The sequence below is a fragment of the Neobacillus sp. YX16 genome (genome assembly GCF_030123505.1).
Classification (GTDB): Bacteria; Bacillota; Bacilli; order Bacillales; family Cytobacillaceae; genus Neobacillus.
In genome coordinates this window covers 3,007,335-3,027,793 of record NZ_CP126115.1, presented here as the reverse complement: position 1 = coordinate 3,027,793, position 20,459 = coordinate 3,007,335, and the positions used below count along the sequence as shown (strand labels likewise).

Sequence of the window (20,459 nt, the reverse complement as noted above, 5' to 3'; positions counted from 1 at the left end):
GCTACTTTACCTCGCACCTCTCCCCTTTTTCATCAAATGCTTGCTTAAAATCAAAAGCAAAAGAAGTGGGTCCATTCTTTATATAATAGTTATATCTATTGAATGCCTCTTGCCAAGAGACATCCTTCACCTTATCTGTCCACCACACTACATATGAAAGGTGTTTCTCTTGATAAGGCTCCATCCATTTGCTCCTATTTCTCATTGCTTGTCTGTGGTGACCTGAATAGGTAAACCGATACAAGGCTTGAAGGCTTTTCCATACAGTTAATGTAAGAACAGGGAAACCATCCCCTTTAGCTGCTTCTTCAGGGATTGGGACTCCAAAAGGTGAAAACTCCTCTATTATTTGCCCTGTTTTAGAAGCCTGTCGCATTACTTCGTATCCCGTTTCAAAAAATTTACGAGAGGCAGGATGGTCATAGGGGTGATGTAGTCTACCAACCGTATAAATCGAAACAAATGCCATATGTATCCCTCCATTTATAGTCTTTATCTAGATATATTCAAGTAAGGAGGGATCTTATGACCTTCTAATTACCAAGTAAATTCGCTATTCTCTAATAAACCACACCTTAGAAATGAGATTATCCTCAATTTCATAAATAGCCATCAAGCTAGTACTTTCTCCTGTAAGTCCATTTGTGGCGATTTCCCAATCGATGACCTTGTTTCCGACTATGGAACGATTCTTGATATCAGCGAACATTTTCTTTTTGAAAGTTTCGGTATACCTTTCGATTAGTGCCTTTTTCCCGCTTAATGTGATGGTATTATCCGGGAAGATGTAAACGGTAATATCGTCGGCATATGTACGCGCAAACCCCTCAATATCTTGACTGTTGTAGCATTCTATTTGCTTTTCAACAACTGTTTCAATTGACATTTCTTCGACCCCTATTTTAAACGTTTTAATCTCTTATAACGAAACCAATGTTACATTAACTTTATTTTCCGCAGCATTTTTTATATTTTTTGCCGCTTCCACAAATGCATGGATCATTTCTGCCGACTTTATTTTCATTTCGGACCGGAGCAAGTGGGAGATCATGCCCTTTATGTCTAAAGTCGAATTCTCTTTCCAGTGCGATTTGTTTCCAGTGAGCTAGTTCACGATGCTCTAACCCCAAAATCGAAAAGTAGCCATAGACGGTTTGTTCAATATCCACAAGGCCAGAAGAATCATCTAGCTGCATATGTTCGTTAATATCAGGAAGAGCTTCTTCCGAAAGCTGGTGACAAAGTGCTTCGATTAGAATGTCTTGATGATCCAGTTCTTTTGCAGAACGGTATGCTTCTCTTAGAACCTTGACACCGAAGTCTGATTTTATGCTTTCAACGATGGATGCTGCATAAATAATGGAATTATCTTTCCTAAGATAGGGTGCTACTTCCTTTACCACTTCATCCGATTGGAAACTGGTTAACGTTACGGACACTTCTTCTAACAAACTGTCATCATCGCGATCCAATAAGCTAACCAATAAAGGAATATATCTTTGTAATTTTAACAATCCAATCATATAGACCGTCAAGGTTCCATTAAATGAAAACCATTTTTCCTTTAACTCATCTTCTAGTACTAGATCAATTTCATCTTCTGTAACCCAGCCCTTTTTCACCAAACAGGCTGCCAGTTTTTTTGCTTGTATGTAGAAATTATGCTGATTTGAACCGGCCCGCTCAAGTTCATTTAAGATTTGACCGTATTCCGAGTACACTTCTTCTTCCGTACCATGTAACAATAACTCATATAAGGACCATGTACGATTGGGAATATATTCTTGAAGCTGTTCCTTATATTTAAGAGCAAGTTCCGGTTCGATACGGTGGACCAAGTTCACCGCTAAATGGCGTTTTGATGGTTCCATTAATGGAATATTTTCAATTAATATCTTAACAGCCTCTTCATTGAAGGTTTGATTTTCTATATAGATAAAGATGGAAGATTGTTTGTCTTTATTTCTAAATGCTTCTTTCATTAATTCATTGGTCCATTCTTCTGGGACATTCGGATAATCATGCAGAGCATGCAGGACTACCTCTTGGATTAGAATATCATCGCTAATTAAGTGTGGTTTAATTTTTTCTAAAAACGTCATTATGTATCCTCTCATTCTTCCATTTATCAGTAGAATTATTGTACTTTATTACCAAGACAAAGTAAAAAATGAGTAGAATCCGCCCTTTTTTGTTTTAGAACAATAATTGGGCTTATTTATTCGAATCGAAAAAGTAATTACCTCGTCAAAATATATGAGGTGAAGATAACATGAAAAAATTTAAACGTTTCATGCAAGTTGTTCTCTGTACTGTGTTGATGGGGTCGTTGTTTTATTTCGGTAATGGGAAGGCATTTGCCGAGGATCAATATATTACTATAAAGAAAGGTGATACATTATATAGCATCTCCAAGAAATACAAGATTTCTATCGAATATTTAAAGGAATACAACCATATAACAAGCAACAAGATTATTGCTGGTCAAACGTTAATAATACCAGATATTGAACAAATCAAACCCTTGTATGTTGCAGTGGCTGGTTCTTTTGGCAAAAAAAGTAATGCAGAGAAGCGAGTTGCTTTTTTGAAAAAGAAAGGGATTGAAGCAATCGTCGTGAAAAAAGTTATAAATGGTAAAAATTATTATCGTGTTCAGGCAGGTGCCTTTGCGAGTATATCCAAAGCGGAGAAAATGATCACGAAGTTAAAGAAAAACGGGATAAAAGATGCTTTCTTTTTAACGGAGAAGCCCCTTCATATAAATGAAATCAGTGTAGGATTTTCTTACAAACAGCTCATTCAAAAATTTGGGAAACCAACAAAAACAGAAGATGATAAAAATACTCGATCTCTTTATTATACGAATGAAGGCGTCGGGGTTCGTGTAACATTCAATGCCGACAATGACTCCATTGAAAAGTTGCAAGTATACCCAGAATTTTTAAAGACAACTACGATACCAACTGAGAAAAATAAAATCCTCGATGCTTATGGGAACCCCAATGAGGTAAAGATTGTTACCTGCTATGAAAGCGCATCATGTGAACAAATTATTTATGTGTTTAATAAAAATCAATTAATCGTTCAGGTTGATCGAGATGGAAAGACCGTTCAGTATTTGGATTTACGAAAAATGAAATAATATTAATAATCCGAATTGCGCCGTTCATCCCCCACCTTGAGTCTAAAAACTTTAACTTACTACATTCAAAGATTATTAAGGGATTCAGTTAACAAACGGAATCCCTTTCTACTTATTTTGCTTTGAAAAGACATGTGACCCATTCGTTACTTTGTTTCCTTTCCTCCAACAAGAATCCAGCCTTTTTAAATTCATTCACAACTCGGTGAAAATTCCATTCAAGCATGCCTGACAGTAGAAATGTAGTGTCTTTAAAACCTAAAAGTCCTTGGGTCTTTAGAATATCAATATTTTCCTGCGTTCCGATATTAAGAAAGATCCAATCATATTCTTTGTTGATTGAATTTTTATTGTTGATTAAGTCACTTTGAAACACATTCACCGGTTTCACAGCATTTAATTCACATTGATACAAAATTTCACGCTCAACTGGTTGAATGTCATAGGTATCGATAGAGTTTGCTCCCCTGAGGGCGGCAGCAACACTTAACACTCCTGAACCTGCTCCAATGTCGGCCACACTCGATCCTGTGAAATCATGTTTTAATATGAAGTGCAAACAATCTCTTGTGGTTTCATGATAGCCCGTACCAAAATTCCCTTGGGAGTCTAGTACAATCACCTTATCTATGTCGTAATGATTCCTTCTATCCGGTATCGTGATGACCCAGCCATTCTCAAGGAATATGTCATCAAAGGTTTGCTGGTAATTTAGCTCATTTAGTTCCTTAACCACAAGACTTGTCTCATCAATGGCTAATAATTCTACTAACAGACGTCGTTCCTTTGCTTCGATAAAATCATTTATATAGATATTAAGATCTGTTGTTTCATCCCTCTTCTCAACAAAGGAATAGCCGTTGGCATCAGTCACGACATCTAAGGGTACTTCATAAAAGGCCTGGTAATAGCCTTTCTTGTATAAATGAGCAATGATTCTCTCGATTTTTTTTATGGGGAGTCTTACGGTAATTTCATACATCTTCTATTCTCCTAGCAGTTGGCCACATCCATCATGAGTAAAGCCTAAGTCGATCATACTTTTTATCATTATCGCCAATTGAACTGAAATGAAAACGACTTAAATGACAAAAAAACACTCACAATAATGAACTATCAGCATTTGTGAGTGTTTCTTATTTTATTAGTAGACATATGATGTTGAAGGTTCATGGTGTTCCTCTAAGAAGGTTCTTTCGAAATCTTCACCCGATATCGGAGGGCTGAACACATATCCCTGTACCACCCTACAACCATTTAATTTAAGGAATTTTAACTCCTCTTCCGTTTCAACGCCTTCCGCAATCACATCAAGATTTAAATTATTGGCCATTGAGATAATGGTTTTAACAATTGAACGATTTTCAGAATTGGTTGTGATATCTCTTATAAAGGACTGGTCAATTTTTAGATTATTAATTGGAAACTTTTTCAGATAACTTAAGGAGGAATATCCTGTTCCAAAATCATCTATTGAAATCGATATCCCCATTGCCTTTAACTCATTCAGCGTGGAAATCACAGAAGTGATATTGTCCATCGAAATACTTTCCGTTATTTCTAAATCTAGATATTGAGCATCAAGATTGGTTTCTTTTAAGATATTCTTAACAGTTTCTACAAAGTTTCCGTCAAAAAATTGCCGCATCGAAATATTTACGGAAACAGGTATTGGAGTATACCCCATATCTTGCCAAATCTTATTTTGAAGACATGCAGTTTTCAGAACCCATTCACCTAACGGTAATATGATTCCCGTTTCTTCTGCTAAAGAAATAAATTCAGCAGGTGAAATCATTCCTAATACAGAACTCTCCCATCTTACTAATGCTTCCATACCAATGATCGTGTTTTTTTCAATATCCATTTTTGGTTGATAAAAAGTTTTAATTTCATTGGAATGTATTGCTTTTCGAAGAGCTTTTTCTAATACCATTTTCTCCTGATAATCATGATTCATCTCTTGTGTAAAGAAGGAATAAGAATTTCTTCCCGATTCTTTCGAAGAATACATCGCAATATCCGCATTTTTAATTAATACATCCGGATCTTCACCGTCCATTGGATACATACTGATTCCCAAACTGGACGTGACAAATAATTCGTGATCTTTTAGGGTAAATGATTTCTTAAATAGGTTTAACAGTCTTTTTACAAAGATGGTTGTTTCAGCCTTCGTTACACTTGATAAAATAAAGGTAAACTCGTCACCGCCAAGTCTATAAACGGAAAAATCAGTCACCCTTTTAGCATCCGCATATCTTAACCGTTGTCCCACTTTCTTTAGAAGATGATCTCCATTTTCATGATTGAGAGTATCATTAATAATTTTAAAACGATCTAAATCTAGAAAAATGACCGCAATACTCTCTTTATTGAGTTTTGCTATTTTCATTCGTTCAACTAAATCCTGATAAAATGCACGCCGATTAGGTAACCCAGTGAGAGGATCATGAAGAGCTTCCCACTCTCTCTTTTTTTCATTGATTTTCCGTTGTGTAATATCCGTCGCTACACTAAGAACTTGCTTATCTCTAGATGAAATGATGGGCAGCTTAACGATTTGTATCCACCTTTTATTTCCTTGTGAATCAATGATTTCATTTTCCGGTATATGTTTTTCTTCTAAGGAAGAGATTACTTGTTGATCTATACGTATATTCTGTTTTGCCATATCCAAATCAGGATTATAATCCATCTCAAAATTCCCGATAAGTTCTTCGGAATTTACCCCAAATAGTAAACCATAAGCTTGATTGGTTAATGTATATTTTCCATCCTGACTCTTGGCATAGATATAGCTGGGGTTCATATCGATGATTGTATGGAGAAATTCTTTTTGATCTATAAGTGCATTATTCATCTTCGTAATAATCTTTTGGTGCATTCGAATAACAGGGATCAGGATCCCAATGGATAAAAATAAAACAGAGATACTGCTAGGTAATAACAGATAGCTTTTAATCATATTTAAGATTCCAATACAATACCCTATGGTGGCAATGATAATAAAGTAAAGGACAAACGATTTGGTTTCAGAATCCTTCAGGTTTTTGCTTAATGCAAAGGATATGACGGTGATAATAACAAAGATTAATAAATTTAAGTTAAAGATCCATGACCAATCTCCATAGACTGGGTATAAGTAGCTTACCTTTATTAAACCCTCAGGTTTTACTACCTCAAAGCTTTGAATGCCTTTATGGCTCCACCCTATCAAGTAGACAAAGATTGACCAAACATAAAGAGTAATGACGGTAAATTTATTCACTGCATATTTTACCAATCTAGATTCAACCATTTGTATAGGGTTGACCGCTGTATAGATAATGGAAAATAAAACGGGACCCAACATGATCGAGCCAAAACGAAATAACTGAAATAAAAACTCAATTACCCTGTATGAAAAAAATTCATGTCCATGTAAAACCGAAACATCTATTTGCCAAAACGAGGTGAAAATAAAAAAGAGAAATAGAAGCTTTGATAATTTCGTTTTCCCTAATATATAGATGGTCGTAATCCCAGCAGCTAAAGGAAATAATGCAAAAGAAATCATTAATAGAAAAATCATTGCCTCTACCTCAATTTTCTTTAGTTATTAATAAACAAGTATTATTTCCGCTAACCCCATGGTTCGTTATGGCAACACTGTCGACAGTTTGATACTTTGTCTTAGTGACGATTGGTAAGTCTTTAAAACCGTCTCCACTTGTCTTAATGGTTGGTGGAATAAATCCATATTCCATACTTAATAACGAAGAAACCACTTGGATAGCTCCCATTGAACCAAAGGTATGGCCGGTCATTCCCTTAATAGAAGTAATAGGAACGGATGGTCCAAATAGATTCGAATGAGAAATGTACTCAATCATATCATTCTGTTTTAATCCCAGCGCTTGACTGTTTACATAGGTGGGAATTCTATCGCCAATTGCTCTTTTTAAGGCAGCTGTCATTAACGTTCCTGTTGTATCGGACATTAATATTGAACGTGCTTCATTGTTAGAAGCTCCGCCGCTAACTTGCCCCCATATCTTAGCGCCTCTTGAATCTGCGTCTTTCTTTCTTTCCATAATCACGACGGCAGAACCCTCTGATTTAACAAAACCCTTATGAGAGGTGGAAAAGGGTACCCCGGTTTCTTCTATCTCCGTATTTTCAGTTATCGCACCCGTTTTTAAAAATCCATAGGTAATCCAATCCCCTAAAAGAGCATCTGAGCCGCCAACGATACATATATCAGCATATCCAGCTTCTAAGAATAATTTGCCCATAATCATTGCATCTAAGCTTGCCGTACAACCAGTAGATAGGGTATAAGCCTGTCCATTTATTCCAAGATGCTTCGTAATTCCAGAAGATAATGTATGTGGATCTCCTATTGGAACATATTGAATAGGTACTTTTTTAAGGTTATTGCCATGGTTAGAGAACTTTTCCACTTCTAAAATTCCTCCACCGGATGTACCCATGATGACGGCAACACGTGCAAAATCATCATTAGGTAAGTTGGCCATCTTATAAGCCTCCTCAGCTGCTGCAATGCCCAACTGAGCTCCACGTGGGTACCTTTTATAATTTTCACCAGAGATCATATTCAAATCTTCATGCACTACTCCACATACGATATTAGAGCCATTGTGGCCACGGCCATGGAGTATTTCCTGTGTACAGATACCCTGTTCTAGAACGTCTTTAAATTGATCTATATTACTGACACCCGGAGCCTTAACTCCGTAACCTGTAATGACAATTTTATCCATACCTGACCTCGCCTTATGATAAATTTCATATGCATCTATGAATCTCTAAAATTTATATTATAGGAGGTCAATTGACATATAACAACAATTCTCGACATTTCTATCACTGCTATTTTTTCCCAACTGCTGGTACAATGGTATTCTCTCTTAGATTAACTGAGCCCTGCAGACTATTATTATTCTAAGGGAAAAAACTCCATCGCATCGTATAAAAACGTATATTTTACACAATTACTCCTGTATTATTCGGAGTATTCGGCACGATTCCTAAGATAGAGGCAGTATTTGAGTGATAAAGTTACGCTAAAGGTGTTATATCACAGATTATGTCGAATAATCATGTTTGAGTACAGACTGTGATTATTGTTATGATTAGTACATTAGTTCACTATTTATGAATTTGTTTATTGCAAGGAGCATCCTTGTGAAATCTATCACAAAAGGAGTTGATAATGTTGAGATCTGACACTTCTACCGTACAGAATCGCAACAAAGAGTTGAGTGATGATTACTCATTGGATAGAGTACCTCTTAACAAAAGAAACATGGGTTGGTTAAGCATAACAAATATCACATTTGGAATTGCTACGGCCATCTTCTATTTTCAGATGGGAAGTGTTATGGCCCTACAATTTGGTGCAATCAATGCGATTATTTCCGCTGTATATGCGATTATTGTTGCCGGTATTCTTGGAACCTTCATTGCCTATTTATCTGCAAAATCAGGAATGAACGTTAATTTATTATCAAGAGGTGGCGGATTTGGCTATATTGGCGCCTCCTTGACCTCCGTTATTTATGCCACTAATTTTATTATGTACTGTGCGCTTGAAGGCTTAATCCTAGTTGCGGCTGTACACGAATTCTTTCCTCTTATTCCAAAATGGGGTTTAATTCTTTTCTTTGGTATCATCGTCATTCCATTAAATTGGTTTGGAATCAAGCAATTGGATAAATTACAAAAATGGTCCTTGCCTCTCTTTGGCATTTTTCTAATCGCAGCCATTGTTGTGGCTGCAACCACACCGTCCGTTTATGATGGAAGCTTTTGGTCGTATTTGCCAGAAAATGTTCAGGTTGGAGGAACTGCCCTTTTACTTTGTATTGGCATGCAGCACGGAATTATGGGATTAACACCACTACTCGCTTCTGATTATGCTCGTTTCCTGAAACCGAAGGATATGAAAATTGGAATATTTGCAATCGGATTTATTCCGCAGATCTTTTGTTTTGGCGTTATGGGGGGTCTTGGAATTTGGTTCGGTGTTCGTCTCGGGGAACCAAATCCTGGAATCTATATCGTTCTACTCCTTGGTGGATGGGGAGCTTTATTTACCATGATCACTCAAATAAGAATAAATGTGACAAATATCTATAGTGGTTCACTGTCACTATCCAATTTTTTCGAAAATGTTTTTAAATTTAAACCAGGTAGACGCTTTTGGGTAGTTGTTACGGGGGTATCGGCCATTGTCTTAATGCTTGGGGACATTGTGAATCACCTTGAAACCGTTTTGACTTTCCAAGGAGTTTTCCTATTATCCTGGGCAGCTATTCTTGGTACAGATGCTGTTTTTGTTAAGAAAATCTTAAAGATTGGTCCTGGATATTATGAATCCAGACAACAGAATTTGTTTAAATGGAATCCTGTAGGTGTTGGCTCACTACTAATCGCAAGTTGTCTTGGCACGGTTGCCGCTCTAGGATATATGGGAACATTCTTACAAAGTACTGCAGCATTTTTTGCAGCTATCCTTGCATCAATTTTAACGATTATTTTTGCGATTTCTACAAAAGGAAGATATTATATTAAAAAAGAAGACAATAATATTGCAAAAGAAGAGTATATTGCCTAATTATTTTTATCCCACTTATTAAGCCTCCTGTCCATTCGCGGACAGGAGGCTTTGTTTGTTGGTGAAGCGGAAGTCTGTTTGTTACTATTGCGGCTGCTCTCCTGGGACATTTACATTGAAATTAACCCCGAATTTGTCCTTTACCATCCCGTACAAGGGGCTCCAATCCGTCTTATGAAGGGGTATGACGACTTGTCCGCCATCTTCCAAAGAGGCGAAGATTTCTCTCGCTCTTGCCTCTTCTTTGGGATGGATGGCAATCTGAATCGTATTGCCTGGCTGATAAGGCATGCCTGCAAACGTATCAGAGAACATGAGATCCGCAACGCCGACTTTCAAGTGTGCATGCATAACGCGATTCTTCATGTCATCAGTCAACGGATGATTCGGGTCATCTGGCATATCTCCGTACGTCATGATGCCCATCACTTTCCCGCCAAGCACTTTCTCGTAAAAATGGACCGCTTCTCTCGTGTTACCGTCAAAAAACAAATACGGGTTCAAACTAATTGACATCATTCAACAACTCCTTTGGAACAATTTGGATAATCTCTTTCATGATACATTAGTATTGTGGCTGCGTAAACTGGACTCCCCCACTTGATGGATAACTGTTCCTATTCTAAATAATCCTAATTCGATTAAATTGCCCGATTGCGGAAGACTGATATTATTAAAAATGAAACAAATTTGTTTAAGAACTATAACTTCAATTTATTTCAGTAAAGCACCAATTAGTTGAAGTGAAATTTTTAACAGGTGCATTGTTTTCCAAAGGGCTCTATGGAATAATAATGAAGGGAAATTCATATTTATGGAGGTATTTTAGGATGTCGGACAATACCGTTAGTAAAGCTAAAATGCACTTTATGCTAAAGTCTACTCCGCCAAGAACAACTTTTCATCAGGATATGACATCAGAAGAACGGGACATTATGTTAAAACATATTGCCTATTGGACGGACAAGCAAAACCAAGGGATTGCTCTGGTCTACGGCCCAGTTCTAAATCCCTCAGCTCCGCACGGACTTGCCATAATTGAAGTTGAAGATGAAGCTGAAGTCCCGAAACTTATAGGAGCAGACCCAGCTGTTATTGCTGGTATAATGCCAACTGAATTTTATCCGATGAAAGCAATGCTGCCGAAACAACACTCTTGACTTTGTAGGCGGTGTTGAAACCACAAAATGTTACAAATTAAATTTCTTTAGGAGGCAATTGGAATGGACAAACAAGGACAAGAAATGTTTTTAAATTTTATTTTACAAAGAGTTCAAGAGGGCAAAGAGGATGAAGCAAAAGAAATACTATTAGAAAACTTCAGGAAACAAGCTGAAGGTACTTTTTCACAAGAAGATATTCAAGAATTTATCCCTAAGATGATTAGTCTTTTAAAACCAGATAAATTAGGGGAAATACATGCAGTTGTGAAGCAATTTTCTGGAGAATTCGGAATTAAATAAGATCAACCAATCAACAAAAGTGGCTGTCCTTCTTTGAACAATATTGGGAGGAAAAGCTTCTTTCTACTCTTAAAAGACTTGTAGAGGTAGAGAACAATTAGTGATAAGAGAACCGAGATTGTGTTATTTAACAATGTTCTCTTATCTTGCTTTTTAGTCCTTTTTTCACTACACTCACCCGTAGTGAAAAACATACTACCAGCCACATATTTTCTATTGTTTGTCTAATTCTTTTTTTCCTTTATAGAATACTATTGTCATTATTAGACACATTTGCTCGCTTTTCTTCTAAAAAAAAGAATTCACTGATACGAGAAAAAATCATACTTACTCTCATAGTATGATTTTCTTGAACTTCCTCGTTAGTAAAAAAAGAAAAGCCACCTTATTTGGAAGCTTAAACTTGAAGTACCGAAAATAAACTTTTATTATTCCTCGTCCGCGAATCTTCGTTTATGTTTTTCATTTATGATTTTCTTGTTAAGAATCCTTACATTCCCTACCATTAGCAATCTCATATCTTCTACGATATACCTAGCCAACTCTTCGTCAGAAATGTCATCTCCATTAATATCAAGACGGAATTCCTGTCCTTGTATTCCACCACCGTTCGTAAACTCGATTTCAAAGTCGAATAGAACCCTTTTATCCATTTTACTTCCACCTTAAAATTAGTTTTAGAGTGATATATATATTCTGATATTAAAAAACAAATACCTTCTTCCACTAATTTGCTCCGATTAGTCAATAAGAAATTCAATCAAATAGGGCGGAAATCCCCTCTTTATTTAATAGAATGTTGGATTTCATTATTAAGATGAATCATATCCTCATGAGTTAGATGACCAGTCCAATTGACAGCGTGAACTTTTTGGTGCTGTAATTTTTGTGCTAACCTAAAACCAACTTGCTGAATTTCATCTATCGAGTAAATACTATTTGAATTCTTATATTTTTCATTTAGTGCATATTCCTCTGTCTTTTCCCATTCTAATGCTATTTTTGTTGGCTTAAAACCAGCCAAATAGTCAACCAGCTCTTTGACTTCTTCTTCTTTCCTTTTTATTAAATCTTCATCTCGTTCAAAATGAAAAGTTCCTACAAGAATAATTTCCTTCTTCAAAATTTTCTCCCCCACTTACCGAGTCCCTTTCTCTTAAACAATCCGACCGTTAGAGTACAATTAGCAAAGTCCCCGCAGCAATCCCATCTTAAACTCTTGATAGCTTAATAAGAAAAAGCCGCCTAGAATGGCAGCTGGACTATAAAAATCAGTATCAGTTAATTAAATAAATTTAAAATAATCATTAATAGAATGGAAATTGAAAAGAATGCTGCCATAAAATATCCAAAATACCTTAATGGTTTTGGTAACTTTTTTAAGTCCTCTTTGGCAAGATTGGCAGCATTTCCTTCTACCTTGTTAAAGTGGTCTATTACATCATTAAATGGTTTATTTTCATTTTTCATACAACCATCCCTTTACTAAATTTTACATATCCATTCCTTTAAAACTGTATTATTTGAAATTTCAAATTGAAGTGACCTGACCATTGATCAACAAAAAAGAGCGTTAATAAGAAACTACAATTCATCACTCTATTTTTCCATTTTCCAATTTTACCTCTTGCTATGGTGTCACAGATACCCCAAAAAATATAAAGCATCATCTACCATGGTAAATCTACACGTAACGAGTGAAACTCCATTTATCGAACATAGTAAAGCTTTCTCGTAATTACTCTTAACAGCAATTTGTAATGCTTCTAACGATTCAATTAATGCACGAAATGGATATTTTCTTTACGATCTTCATTGTCCCTCAATTTGAAACAGCGCTGTCCATATTTTTCAAAAATATAAATACTAGCCCGCAAATGAATAAAATAGCACCAAAGACAGTAATGAAAATGGCTGGAGAGATTATTTTTACAAAGGAAAGCCCAACCATAATCACCCCAACCAGGAGATAGTGATTGATGGCGTGTAAACGAAAGGTATTCTGCTCGATATGCCAGGCATGATGGTAACCTTGTAAGAAACCCAAAATAACCTGAAATATGAGAGCGAGAAAAGGAAGCACTTCAAACGAACTACTTATATTGCCAACTAATATATAAACACTCCCAATTCCCATGTAGAGAAAAGGGATATACGAATTGGCAAGTTTTTTTTCAGCTTGGAAAAGGCGATATCCCAGGGCAGCACTAAAAGAAAAAGCAACAAAAAGCCAGGTAAATAAGGTAAATGTCAGTGAGGCTTCTTTTAACCAAAGGATATAATACGGAAAAATGACAACCTGACCGACTGATACGACCAAAGGGACATAGCGTTCACTCATAATCTTCATCCGAGTCTCCTTCATTAAAAGTAATAGTCATAAAAGATGTTTTTAAAAACACCGTTTGGATCTCTTTTTAATTTTTCTTCATGAAACCTCTCCCACGATGGATAAGTCTTTCTAAATTGTTCTTTTGTTTGATAATGATAATATGGGAGGTAATATCCCCCTCCGTGCTTGAGTGTCAAATCCGTCCATCCTTGAATAATTGCTTTCGCATTATTAATCTCTTCTTCTTTTAAGCCATGTTGGATTAAAATGACGAGTCCAAACATATCTTCTTTAGCATAATTCAAATAAGAATAATCATCCTTTGCAGCATAACGAACCGTAATGTTATGAATTTTAAAATCATCATTTTTATCATTCGATGGAAGAAATCTTTTTAGGTCCCTAATATATTCTTCAAACTTCTCCACTGGAACGAAGAACTCTTGCAGTACTTCTACCCGACCAGGTTTTGTAAATTCCATAAATGCAGAATTCCCGCGCATTGCGTTATTTCGAGTTATCTCGTCTCCATCAAGTGACTTAATCAACAGCTTTTGATTTTCCCAGAAAAGGTTCTCTAACCCTCCGCCTTGCCGGCCAATATCCAGTGCCAGCTTACCAATACGGGCACCGCGCTCTTTTTTAAGCTGCGTTTGATGATCCTTTTTTCCGGTATTCTTGTAATCTATTACATACATTTCGTTCAAAAAAGAATTAGGAGCAACACTTACCCTTGCATAATGCATAGAGGTATTATCATTACTTAATAGATTTGAAAAGTAGTCTTCATACTCACTTGTTTTAAGTTCTTCTGTATGAATGGTGTAAACATCATTTTCCGTTAATTCTAACGTGACATCTAAAATGACACCGAATAATCCATAGCCGCCAAATATATACTTCATCCATTCCTCTGAGTCATTTTTAGTTACGGTTTTCATCTCCCCTGTTGGAGTCAGAATGGTCATTTCCCTGACGGTTCCCGCCATTGGGCCAAAGCGGATATCCCGCCCATGTGCATTAACGGAGAGCGATCCACCTATGGTAAAAATCGACTGTGATTGTGTGACCTTTAAAGCCAACCCATATGGTTGAATCGCTTCCTGAACATCTTCCCAGGTCGCTCCAGTTTCTACCTTTATTATTTTTTGCTGTTTATCTATTTCCAGGATCTTGTTGAATGTCTTCATATCCAATACGATGCTTTCCTTGTAATACGTATGCCCGCCTTGTGAATGTTGCAATCCAGCAATGGAAATATGCTGGCGCTTTTCATTTGCTTCATTCACTATTTTTTGTAATTCGGATCGACCTCCTACTTTGACGATTCTATCGATCCGTTCAGGTAGCAGACCTGTATAATCTGTTGTCAATTTGCTTTGTGTAAAGCCGTATCTTCTTTTTTCAATCGGAATGTTTAATAAGACGGAGACAACAAAAATACATACTACCGTTCCAAGAAACCATGGATTTTTATGTATTGACTGTTTATTATTCCTTCTAGGAGATGTCTCCACCCAACCACCCCAATTAGTGTAATATTACACTAATTTTAACAGGTTATGTAAATTTATTGCAATACTATATTTTTATTCATCTCCTTTTTTTCTAACAAACCGAAACTAAAACCTATATGTATATGGATCGTTATGCATGGGGGACATTGGCATGGCGGTTACTATCTAAGCGGACTTGGCCCGCAGCATTTTTTATATTTTTTCCCGCTACCACAAGGACATGGATCATTTCGGCCAACTTTATCATCGTTTCGAACCGGAACACCTGATCGAAGTAAACCAACTTTAAGTTCGATACTTCACAAACTTACTCAACGAAAAAGGCAATGTCAATTAAGCATCGCCCAAAATACTTCTAGAATAAATTAATCTTCTGTTCCTAAAATATCTGTATTTGGGGGCTCATAACCCATCTGACGGAGCATGGCTACTATTTGTCCCTTGTGATGAAACTCGTGAGTAATGGTGTGCAATAGCAATTTACGAGGAGTAATAGATAATAGTTCAGGTGCTTCTCTCCAAGGGATTTCTTCCTCAATTAGGACGTTTAATTTATGTCCATGTAGTTCTAATAATTCATATACTATTGTGTCTACTTGATCAAATCGTGCTATTATTTCCTCTAAACTGAGATTATGTAATTCTTCCCTTGGAGTAAGTGGTTTTTTTATCTTCAATAAAACAAATGAGCCAAGCCATGCAACATAGCAATCTGCTATATGAACCAATGTGTCTCTTACACTTTGCCAACCGAAACCATTAGTATGAGTTAAGTGATTAGGATCTAATTTCCCACAAAAATCTAACAGAGTTCCTCTAGTCTGTCGAACCCATCCATATTCGTGTTGAAGCATCAAAACACCCACCTTTAACAGTTATAACTACTTATTCTATACATGTTTAGAAAACCCCTTTCTTTACTGACTATTCATTTATTAATATAAAAAGACCTTTTCATCTGCTCTGAATTCTTATTAACCTAAATTTCCTTTCACAAATTAAGAAAAAAGGTTCGCCGAAGCATTCCCCTCTTTAACATAAGCACCCTTTACTTTAAGTACAGGACTTCACAATCTTTTTTTACACCTCATTAAACTCAATCCCTAAATGTGTTGTACATGCAAAAAGACGCCTTCTTATTTAAGAAAAGCGCCAGACTGGTGAACAATCAAATATGCGAAAGATCGCTCTGCAAATATGTTCTAATTTATTTGACTAACACACCCGTTTAGCCATCCATAAAGCAGGTAAATCACCAGCTTCACCATAGAGAATGAAAAGGGCTTCACACCGTCAATACTACTTCTACGACTGGGCGAGAAAGGTCGCTGAATTATGGTGCTTTAGGACCAATCAACGCCACCCCAAGAGGATTGCAACTTTCGCAAAAGAACAATTTGGCCGAGATGATACGTATCGTGCATCATGATATTGCTGAGTAAACGCTCAATAGAGTACCTGTAAGCTGCATACGGAGCTTTTAACTTTTCATCGTCAAGGTCCGCAATGACCGTTTTTAATTTATTCATGACTTCATTAAGGCGCTGCACTGTCTGGGCCCACCCAATTTCGTCTTCTGGATCCCCCGGATTTCCAAAGGTTTCTTCATTGTCTTCTGCCTTATGCGGATTCTCTGTGCCCTTAATTCGATGGATTACGTCTTCATTCCAAAATATCAAGTGGTTGACAATCTGCCAAATCGAATTGCTGATTCCCGAACTTGTCCATGCTGCCTCAGCTGCGATGACTCCATGAAGCGCCTGATCCATGGATGCAAACCAATCATTCTCATGGCAATGCATGTCGAGTTGTTCTAAAAACATTTTGGTTACAACTTGCATACAACCAATCTCCTCACTGTTTAGTGTAATCTTTCAAAGTTAAAAGACAAGAAAAAATCTGGATAGTATAAATTAATCGGTCCTAAAAAGGTAAAAACCAAATCCAAGTGGTTCCTTCCATATTGGACATACCTTTCTCTCCAGCTTCTAATTCTCTCCAACATGGCAGGGTAATCCGAAATTTCCGGGTGACGATAACAATAATCCTCAATCAATTTCGAAAAAAGCCATTAATACGCATAAAATAACCTTCATTTTCGACTGTCGGCCATATAACGAAAAAATATTCTCAATGAAATACTCCATTCTTTTATTATGAAAATACAACAAAACCATGATCACTATGACTTATTCGGCTCATCCAGCTTTTATTCCTTCATCATGACAAATAAAGTACCCTATAGGGCAGACCTTTTTAAGTGTCTACTCTATAGGGTACATTTTATTTTTCTGGTTGACCTGTTGGCTAAACGACATACCTGGCCTTTGATTTTATAAGTGGCTTATTCATATAATTCTTTGGCATAGATGGCTGTCGCTTTCAATTTCTATAAATTCATCAATTTGGTGAGAGCTATCTACCTTACCAGGGAAAAGCGCACCGTAAGCCACAGCATTTTTCATTAATGCTGCATATGTTCCCCCGCCCGATGTTAAAAGTGTGGGTTCATCCCCTGTAATTGATTGATAAGCCGATTGTAGTGTTTTAATCATTGGATGATCGGCAGGGATATAATGTGTAGAGAATTGTTGCGCATCAGCGATTGTAAAATGGCAGGTCTCAGCCCAGTTTGTTCAATAGGAATTCAAAAAAAAAGGCGTTTAATCCTGCTGGATCAACGCTCACCGTTAGCTCAACAATCAGTTTATCAATAAATCAATATTTCTTCCCGATTACTGAGCCGTTAGTTTAAATACAAAACCTTAAAACACATATTTTCATTCGTAAAGATAATTAATTAAATATTCTGTACTTTATTAAAGTACTCACATATAATTGTTATAACAAATGTCAAGGAGGAATTTTCCATGCGAAAAATGATTAACACATCCGTTCAAACATATAGGGGTGTAACACTTTCTTAATTGTTTACGGTGTACCCCCTAATATGTGTTTATTTAAATAACACAAAAAGGGGTAACTTATGGATTTTCCAATAAAAAAATTTTTCTCGTATTACAAACCATATGTAAAGTTGTATCTTACAGTATTAGCTTGTGCATTGATTGTCTCAGGTGTGACTTTGGTGCTGCCGCTACTTGTTCGGTATATAACGAAAGATGTTTTAGAAGGAGATTTATCGACCGCTTTACCTAAAGTTTATTGGATTGGCGCGCTAATGCTTGTTTTAGTAGCAATCCAAAATATAGCAAACTATTTTTTGGACTACAAAGGGCATAAAGTTGGGGCACGAATGGAAAGGGATATGCGTAATGAACTGTTCGCTCATATGCAAAAACTTTCCTTCAGTTTTTACGATAAAGAAAAGACTGGTCAACTCATGTCCAGGATTACTAATGATCTACTGCTGATTTCCGAGTTGTATCATCATGGCCCGGAAGACTATCTCAAATATTTAGTCCGTTTTATTGGGGCCTTTGTTATTTTATTCTTTATTAATGGCCATTTAACAATTGTCGCTTTCTGTTTCCTACCTTTTTGCGGTGCCCTTTCCTTATATTTCAATAAGATTGAAAACAGGGCATTAAGAAGAAACAAGGAAAGGATTGGAGACGTAAACGCACTGGTAGAGGATAGTCTATCAGGAATCCGAGTTGTCCAATCATTCGCCAACGAGCAATATGAGATTGAAAAGTTCAGACGGGAAAATAATCGTTTCCTTGAGAGCAGAAAAGAATTTTACAAGGTCGAAGCCAAGTTTTACAATAGTACACAAACAATTATCCAGTTGATTACAATCACAGTAATTATTATCGGGGGTGCCAGTATTGTAAATAGCACATTGGATCTTGCCGATTTAATCACATTTTTATTGTATATCAACTATATGATTGAACCAATTCAAAAACTGACTCATATGAGTACGCAATTTCAGGAAGGAATCACTGGCTTCCAGCGATTTATGGAAATTATGAATCTACAGCCTTCAATCGAAAGCAATCGGAATGCCGTGACTCTGCCTATGGAAAAAGTACAGGGTGAAATAGAGTTCAAAAATGTTTCCTTCCGTTATGAAGATAATGCAGGCTTTATCATTGAAAATATGTCTCTTCATATACGACAGGGAGAGTATATAGCCTTGGTTGGCCCATCTGGAGCTGGAAAAACAACATTTTGCTCGCTCATCCCCCGCTTTTATGAAGTAACAACTGGAGAAGTATTACTGGATGGGAAAAACGTCCGCTCTATTGACCTTCAGTCCCTAAGAAAAGCTATAGGAATTGTACAGCAGGATGTTTACCTTTTCGGGGGAACAATATTGGAAAATATTCGTTACGGAAATCCAGCAGCCAGCGATGAGGAAATAGTAAAAGTAGCTAAGGATGCAAACGCTCACGACTTTATCATGAACTTGCCAAACGGATACCACACCATTATTGGTCAACGAGGAGTTAGACTTTCTGGAGGGCAAAAACAGAGAGTAAGTATCGCCCGTGTATTTCTTAAAAATCCATCAGTTCTTATATTAGATGAGGCAACTAGTGCATTAGATAACGAGAGTGAAAGCATTATCAAGGAATCACTCGAAAAGCTGGCGAAAGGGCGTACAACTATTGTTATTGCCCATCGCCTTTCAACTATCCGTAATGCTCAAAGGATCATTGTCTTAACTGAGGGTGGTATTGTGGAACAAGGCACTCACCACTCTTTACTTGAAAGCGATGGAGTTTATTCCAACCTATATTCCCGACAGTTTGAATTAACTTTGTGATATTATAATAAATCGGCCCTTTTTTGGGCTGATTTATTTTTATCTAAGATTAAATACGCAGGTCTGTAACTCTTATTGAACTAAACAGCCCGTTAGTGGAACAAGAAAAAAAGATCGCCGCACGGATCTCCATTTTAACTCTTACACCTGTTAATTGAAGAATATATTTATAATCTTTTTTCCAAGTAGTATTGATTATGTCCTTTAGGATGATCTTCACATATTCCTATCACTTTATATCCATACTTCTTATAGAAATCTGGAGCTTGAAAACTAAATGTATCCAATTTTATCAGACGACATTCTTTTTCAATTGCAAATTCTTCTATAAGTTTCATCAACTTGCTACCGTAGCCCTCGTGTCTATATTCTTCAGAAACCCACAGAAAATCAACGTGCAAGTGGTGCCAGAATGTTGTCGCCGTTACTCCTCCTACTATTTCTTCTTTTTCATTTTTCACTATAAAACTGATATTTTCCGAAGGAGTCTTTTCTTCATCTGAAAGACATTTTTGATTATATTCAATCACTTTTCTTCTTATATAATCACTATCTTCTTGTTTCCATTGCCTTACTATTTTCATTTTTATTACCTCTCTTCTTTTTTATCTATTTTATTTATTCAATTTAATAATCTAATAGTCC

At 36.5% G+C, this 20,459-nt stretch carries 21 protein-coding genes and 1 pseudogene; 5 read left to right on the top strand and 17 right to left on the bottom strand.

The genetic code is table 11. From position 1 onward, the window contains the following. Nucleotide 1: 1 nt before the first annotated feature. From QNH48_RS14615 to QNH48_RS14605, 3 genes are all read right to left on the bottom strand, one after another. Nucleotides 2–469: a DUF3291 domain-containing protein gene (locus tag QNH48_RS14615; protein ID WP_283955550.1), complete on the bottom strand. Its 468-nt coding sequence runs from the start codon at nt 467–469 to the stop codon at nt 2–4. Between the two features lie 84 nt (nt 470–553). Further along, nucleotides 554–886 carry a nuclear transport factor 2 family protein gene (locus QNH48_RS14610; RefSeq protein ID WP_283955549.1) on the bottom strand — a complete coding sequence of 111 codons (333 nt, stop codon included), beginning with the start codon at nt 884–886 and terminating at the stop codon, nt 554–556. Between the two features lie 61 nt (nt 887–947). Beyond that, nucleotides 948–2,102, bottom strand: coding sequence for an SEC-C metal-binding domain-containing protein (locus QNH48_RS14605; RefSeq protein ID WP_283955548.1), 1,155 nt, complete (start codon nt 2,100–2,102; stop codon nt 948–950). A gap of 170 nt (nt 2,103–2,272) precedes the next feature. On the opposite strand from QNH48_RS14605, the gene QNH48_RS14600 reads away from it, so the two are divergent. Next, complete coding sequence (locus QNH48_RS14600; RefSeq protein ID WP_283955547.1) at nt 2,273–3,145, top strand: LysM peptidoglycan-binding domain-containing protein; 873 nt, start codon at nt 2,273–2,275, stop codon at nt 3,143–3,145. Between the two features lie 112 nt (nt 3,146–3,257). Here QNH48_RS14600 and QNH48_RS14595 read toward each other — a convergent pair whose 3' ends face one another. From QNH48_RS14595 to QNH48_RS14585, 3 genes are all read right to left on the bottom strand, one after another. Beyond that, nucleotides 3,258–4,127 carry a 50S ribosomal protein L11 methyltransferase gene (locus QNH48_RS14595; protein ID WP_283955546.1) on the bottom strand — a complete coding sequence of 290 codons (870 nt, stop codon included), beginning with the start codon at nt 4,125–4,127 and terminating at the stop codon, nt 3,258–3,260. Between the two features lie 162 nt (nt 4,128–4,289). Next, on the bottom strand, nt 4,290–6,719 hold the full coding sequence (locus QNH48_RS14590; RefSeq protein WP_283955545.1) for a putative bifunctional diguanylate cyclase/phosphodiesterase: 2,430 nt from the start codon (nt 6,717–6,719) through the stop codon (nt 4,290–4,292). Between the two features lie 10 nt (nt 6,720–6,729). Beyond that, on the bottom strand, nt 6,730–7,911 hold the full coding sequence (locus QNH48_RS14585; protein ID WP_283955544.1) for a beta-ketoacyl synthase N-terminal-like domain-containing protein: 1,182 nt from the start codon (nt 7,909–7,911) through the stop codon (nt 6,730–6,732). 452 nt (nt 7,912–8,363) lie between these two features. On the opposite strand from QNH48_RS14585, the gene QNH48_RS14580 reads away from it, so the two are divergent. Further along, nucleotides 8,364–9,767 carry a purine-cytosine permease family protein gene (locus QNH48_RS14580; RefSeq protein ID WP_283955543.1) on the top strand — a complete coding sequence of 468 codons (1,404 nt, stop codon included), beginning with the start codon at nt 8,364–8,366 and terminating at the stop codon, nt 9,765–9,767. 84 nt (nt 9,768–9,851) lie between these two features. Here QNH48_RS14580 and QNH48_RS14575 read toward each other — a convergent pair whose 3' ends face one another. Further along, nucleotides 9,852–10,283, bottom strand: a complete 432-nt coding sequence (locus QNH48_RS14575) for a VOC family protein (RefSeq protein WP_283955776.1) — start codon at nt 10,281–10,283, stop codon at nt 9,852–9,854. A gap of 314 nt (nt 10,284–10,597) precedes the next feature. Here QNH48_RS14575 and QNH48_RS14570 point away from each other — a divergent pair, with 314 nt between their 5' ends. Both QNH48_RS14570 and QNH48_RS14565 read left to right on the top strand, forming a co-directional pair. Continuing rightward, the gene (locus QNH48_RS14570) at nt 10,598–10,927 is read left to right on the top strand and encodes a YciI family protein (RefSeq protein WP_283955542.1); all 330 of its coding nucleotides are present in this window, start codon (nt 10,598–10,600) and stop codon (nt 10,925–10,927) included. Nucleotides 10,928–10,990: 63 nt separating this feature from the next. Next, nucleotides 10,991–11,230, top strand: a complete 240-nt coding sequence (locus QNH48_RS14565; RefSeq protein ID WP_283955541.1) for a hypothetical protein — start codon at nt 10,991–10,993, stop codon at nt 11,228–11,230. Between the two features lie 428 nt (nt 11,231–11,658). Here the strand turns inward: QNH48_RS14565 and QNH48_RS14560 are convergent, their stop codons facing one another. From QNH48_RS14560 to QNH48_RS14520, 9 genes and pseudogenes are all read right to left on the bottom strand, one after another. Beyond that, nucleotides 11,659–11,883, bottom strand: a complete 225-nt coding sequence (locus tag QNH48_RS14560) for a cyclase (RefSeq protein WP_283955540.1) — start codon at nt 11,881–11,883, stop codon at nt 11,659–11,661. Nucleotides 11,884–12,014: 131 nt separating this feature from the next. Beyond that, complete coding sequence (locus QNH48_RS14555) at nt 12,015–12,353, bottom strand: DUF5694 domain-containing protein (RefSeq protein ID WP_283955539.1); 339 nt, start codon at nt 12,351–12,353, stop codon at nt 12,015–12,017. 158 nt (nt 12,354–12,511) lie between these two features. Then, the gene (locus QNH48_RS14550; RefSeq protein ID WP_283955538.1) at nt 12,512–12,700 is read right to left on the bottom strand and encodes an amino acid transporter; all 189 of its coding nucleotides are present in this window, start codon (nt 12,698–12,700) and stop codon (nt 12,512–12,514) included. Nucleotides 12,701–13,052: 352 nt separating this feature from the next. Beyond that, entirely contained in the window at nt 13,053–13,580 is a 528-nt protein-coding gene (locus QNH48_RS14545; protein ID WP_283955537.1) for a hypothetical protein, read from the bottom strand. 14 nt (nt 13,581–13,594) lie between these two features. Then, a complete protein-coding gene (locus tag QNH48_RS14540) occupies nt 13,595–15,079 on the bottom strand; it encodes an FAD-binding oxidoreductase (protein WP_283955536.1) in 1,485 nt (494 codons plus the stop codon). 161 nt (nt 15,080–15,240) lie between these two features. Beyond that, nucleotides 15,241–15,333, bottom strand: a pseudogene (locus tag QNH48_RS14535) (SEC-C metal-binding domain-containing protein); the annotation flags it as partial. 111 nt (nt 15,334–15,444) lie between these two features. Further along, entirely contained in the window at nt 15,445–15,933 is a 489-nt protein-coding gene (locus QNH48_RS14530; protein WP_283955535.1) for a DinB family protein, read from the bottom strand. A 489-nt stretch (nt 15,934–16,422) separates the two neighbouring features. Then, nucleotides 16,423–16,920 carry a DinB family protein gene (locus QNH48_RS14525; protein ID WP_283955534.1) on the bottom strand — a complete coding sequence of 166 codons (498 nt, stop codon included), beginning with the start codon at nt 16,918–16,920 and terminating at the stop codon, nt 16,423–16,425. A gap of 507 nt (nt 16,921–17,427) precedes the next feature. Next, nucleotides 17,428–17,634 (bottom strand): hypothetical protein, encoded by a 207-nt coding sequence (locus QNH48_RS14520; protein WP_283955533.1) that lies wholly within the window; start codon nt 17,632–17,634, stop codon nt 17,428–17,430. Nucleotides 17,635–18,065: 431 nt separating this feature from the next. Here QNH48_RS14520 and QNH48_RS14515 point away from each other — a divergent pair, with 431 nt between their 5' ends. After that, the gene (locus tag QNH48_RS14515) at nt 18,066–19,814 is read left to right on the top strand and encodes an ABC transporter ATP-binding protein (protein WP_283955532.1); all 1,749 of its coding nucleotides are present in this window, start codon (nt 18,066–18,068) and stop codon (nt 19,812–19,814) included. 167 nt (nt 19,815–19,981) lie between these two features. On the opposite strand, the gene QNH48_RS14510 is transcribed toward QNH48_RS14515, so the two are convergent. After that, a complete protein-coding gene (locus QNH48_RS14510; RefSeq protein ID WP_283955531.1) occupies nt 19,982–20,398 on the bottom strand; it encodes a GNAT family N-acetyltransferase in 417 nt (138 codons plus the stop codon). Between the last annotated feature and the right edge of the window lie 61 nt (nt 20,399–20,459).

What these genes read in the sequence shown, in the direction of transcription:
- QNH48_RS14545 (WP_283955537.1), bottom strand. Translation starts at nt 13,580, where the DNA reads ATGAAGATTATGAGTGAACGCTATGTCCCTTTGGTCGTATCAGTCGGT.
- QNH48_RS14600 (WP_283955547.1), top strand. Translation starts at nt 2,273, where the DNA reads ATGAAAAAATTTAAACGTTTCATGCAAGTTGTTCTCTGTACTGTGTTG.
- QNH48_RS14575 (WP_283955776.1), bottom strand. Translation starts at nt 10,283, where the DNA reads ATGTCAATTAGTTTGAACCCGTATTTGTTTTTTGACGGTAACACGAGA.
- QNH48_RS14525 (WP_283955534.1), bottom strand. Translation starts at nt 16,920, where the DNA reads ATGCAAGTTGTAACCAAAATGTTTTTAGAACAACTCGACATGCATTGC.
- QNH48_RS14520 (WP_283955533.1), bottom strand. Translation starts at nt 17,634, where the DNA reads ATGATTAAAACACTACAATCGGCTTATCAATCAATTACAGGGGATGAA.
- QNH48_RS14510 (WP_283955531.1), bottom strand. Translation starts at nt 20,398, where the DNA reads ATGAAAATAGTAAGGCAATGGAAACAAGAAGATAGTGATTATATAAGA.
- QNH48_RS14570 (WP_283955542.1), top strand. Translation starts at nt 10,598, where the DNA reads ATGTCGGACAATACCGTTAGTAAAGCTAAAATGCACTTTATGCTAAAG.
- QNH48_RS14585 (WP_283955544.1), bottom strand. Translation starts at nt 7,911, where the DNA reads ATGGATAAAATTGTCATTACAGGTTACGGAGTTAAGGCTCCGGGTGTC.
- QNH48_RS14595 (WP_283955546.1), bottom strand. Translation starts at nt 4,127, where the DNA reads ATGTATGAAATTACCGTAAGACTCCCCATAAAAAAAATCGAGAGAATC.
- QNH48_RS14515 (WP_283955532.1), top strand. Translation starts at nt 18,066, where the DNA reads ATGGATTTTCCAATAAAAAAATTTTTCTCGTATTACAAACCATATGTA.
- QNH48_RS14580 (WP_283955543.1), top strand. Translation starts at nt 8,364, where the DNA reads ATGTTGAGATCTGACACTTCTACCGTACAGAATCGCAACAAAGAGTTG.
- QNH48_RS14605 (WP_283955548.1), bottom strand. Translation starts at nt 2,102, where the DNA reads ATGACGTTTTTAGAAAAAATTAAACCACACTTAATTAGCGATGATATT.
- QNH48_RS14615 (WP_283955550.1), bottom strand. Translation starts at nt 469, where the DNA reads ATGGCATTTGTTTCGATTTATACGGTTGGTAGACTACATCACCCCTAT.
- QNH48_RS14590 (WP_283955545.1), bottom strand. Translation starts at nt 6,719, where the DNA reads ATGATTTTTCTATTAATGATTTCTTTTGCATTATTTCCTTTAGCTGCT.
- QNH48_RS14530 (WP_283955535.1), bottom strand. Translation starts at nt 15,933, where the DNA reads ATGCTTCAACACGAATATGGATGGGTTCGACAGACTAGAGGAACTCTG.
- QNH48_RS14565 (WP_283955541.1), top strand. Translation starts at nt 10,991, where the DNA reads ATGGACAAACAAGGACAAGAAATGTTTTTAAATTTTATTTTACAAAGA.
- QNH48_RS14550 (WP_283955538.1), bottom strand. Translation starts at nt 12,700, where the DNA reads ATGAAAAATGAAAATAAACCATTTAATGATGTAATAGACCACTTTAAC.
- QNH48_RS14610 (WP_283955549.1), bottom strand. Translation starts at nt 886, where the DNA reads ATGTCAATTGAAACAGTTGTTGAAAAGCAAATAGAATGCTACAACAGT.
- QNH48_RS14560 (WP_283955540.1), bottom strand. Translation starts at nt 11,883, where the DNA reads ATGGATAAAAGGGTTCTATTCGACTTTGAAATCGAGTTTACGAACGGT.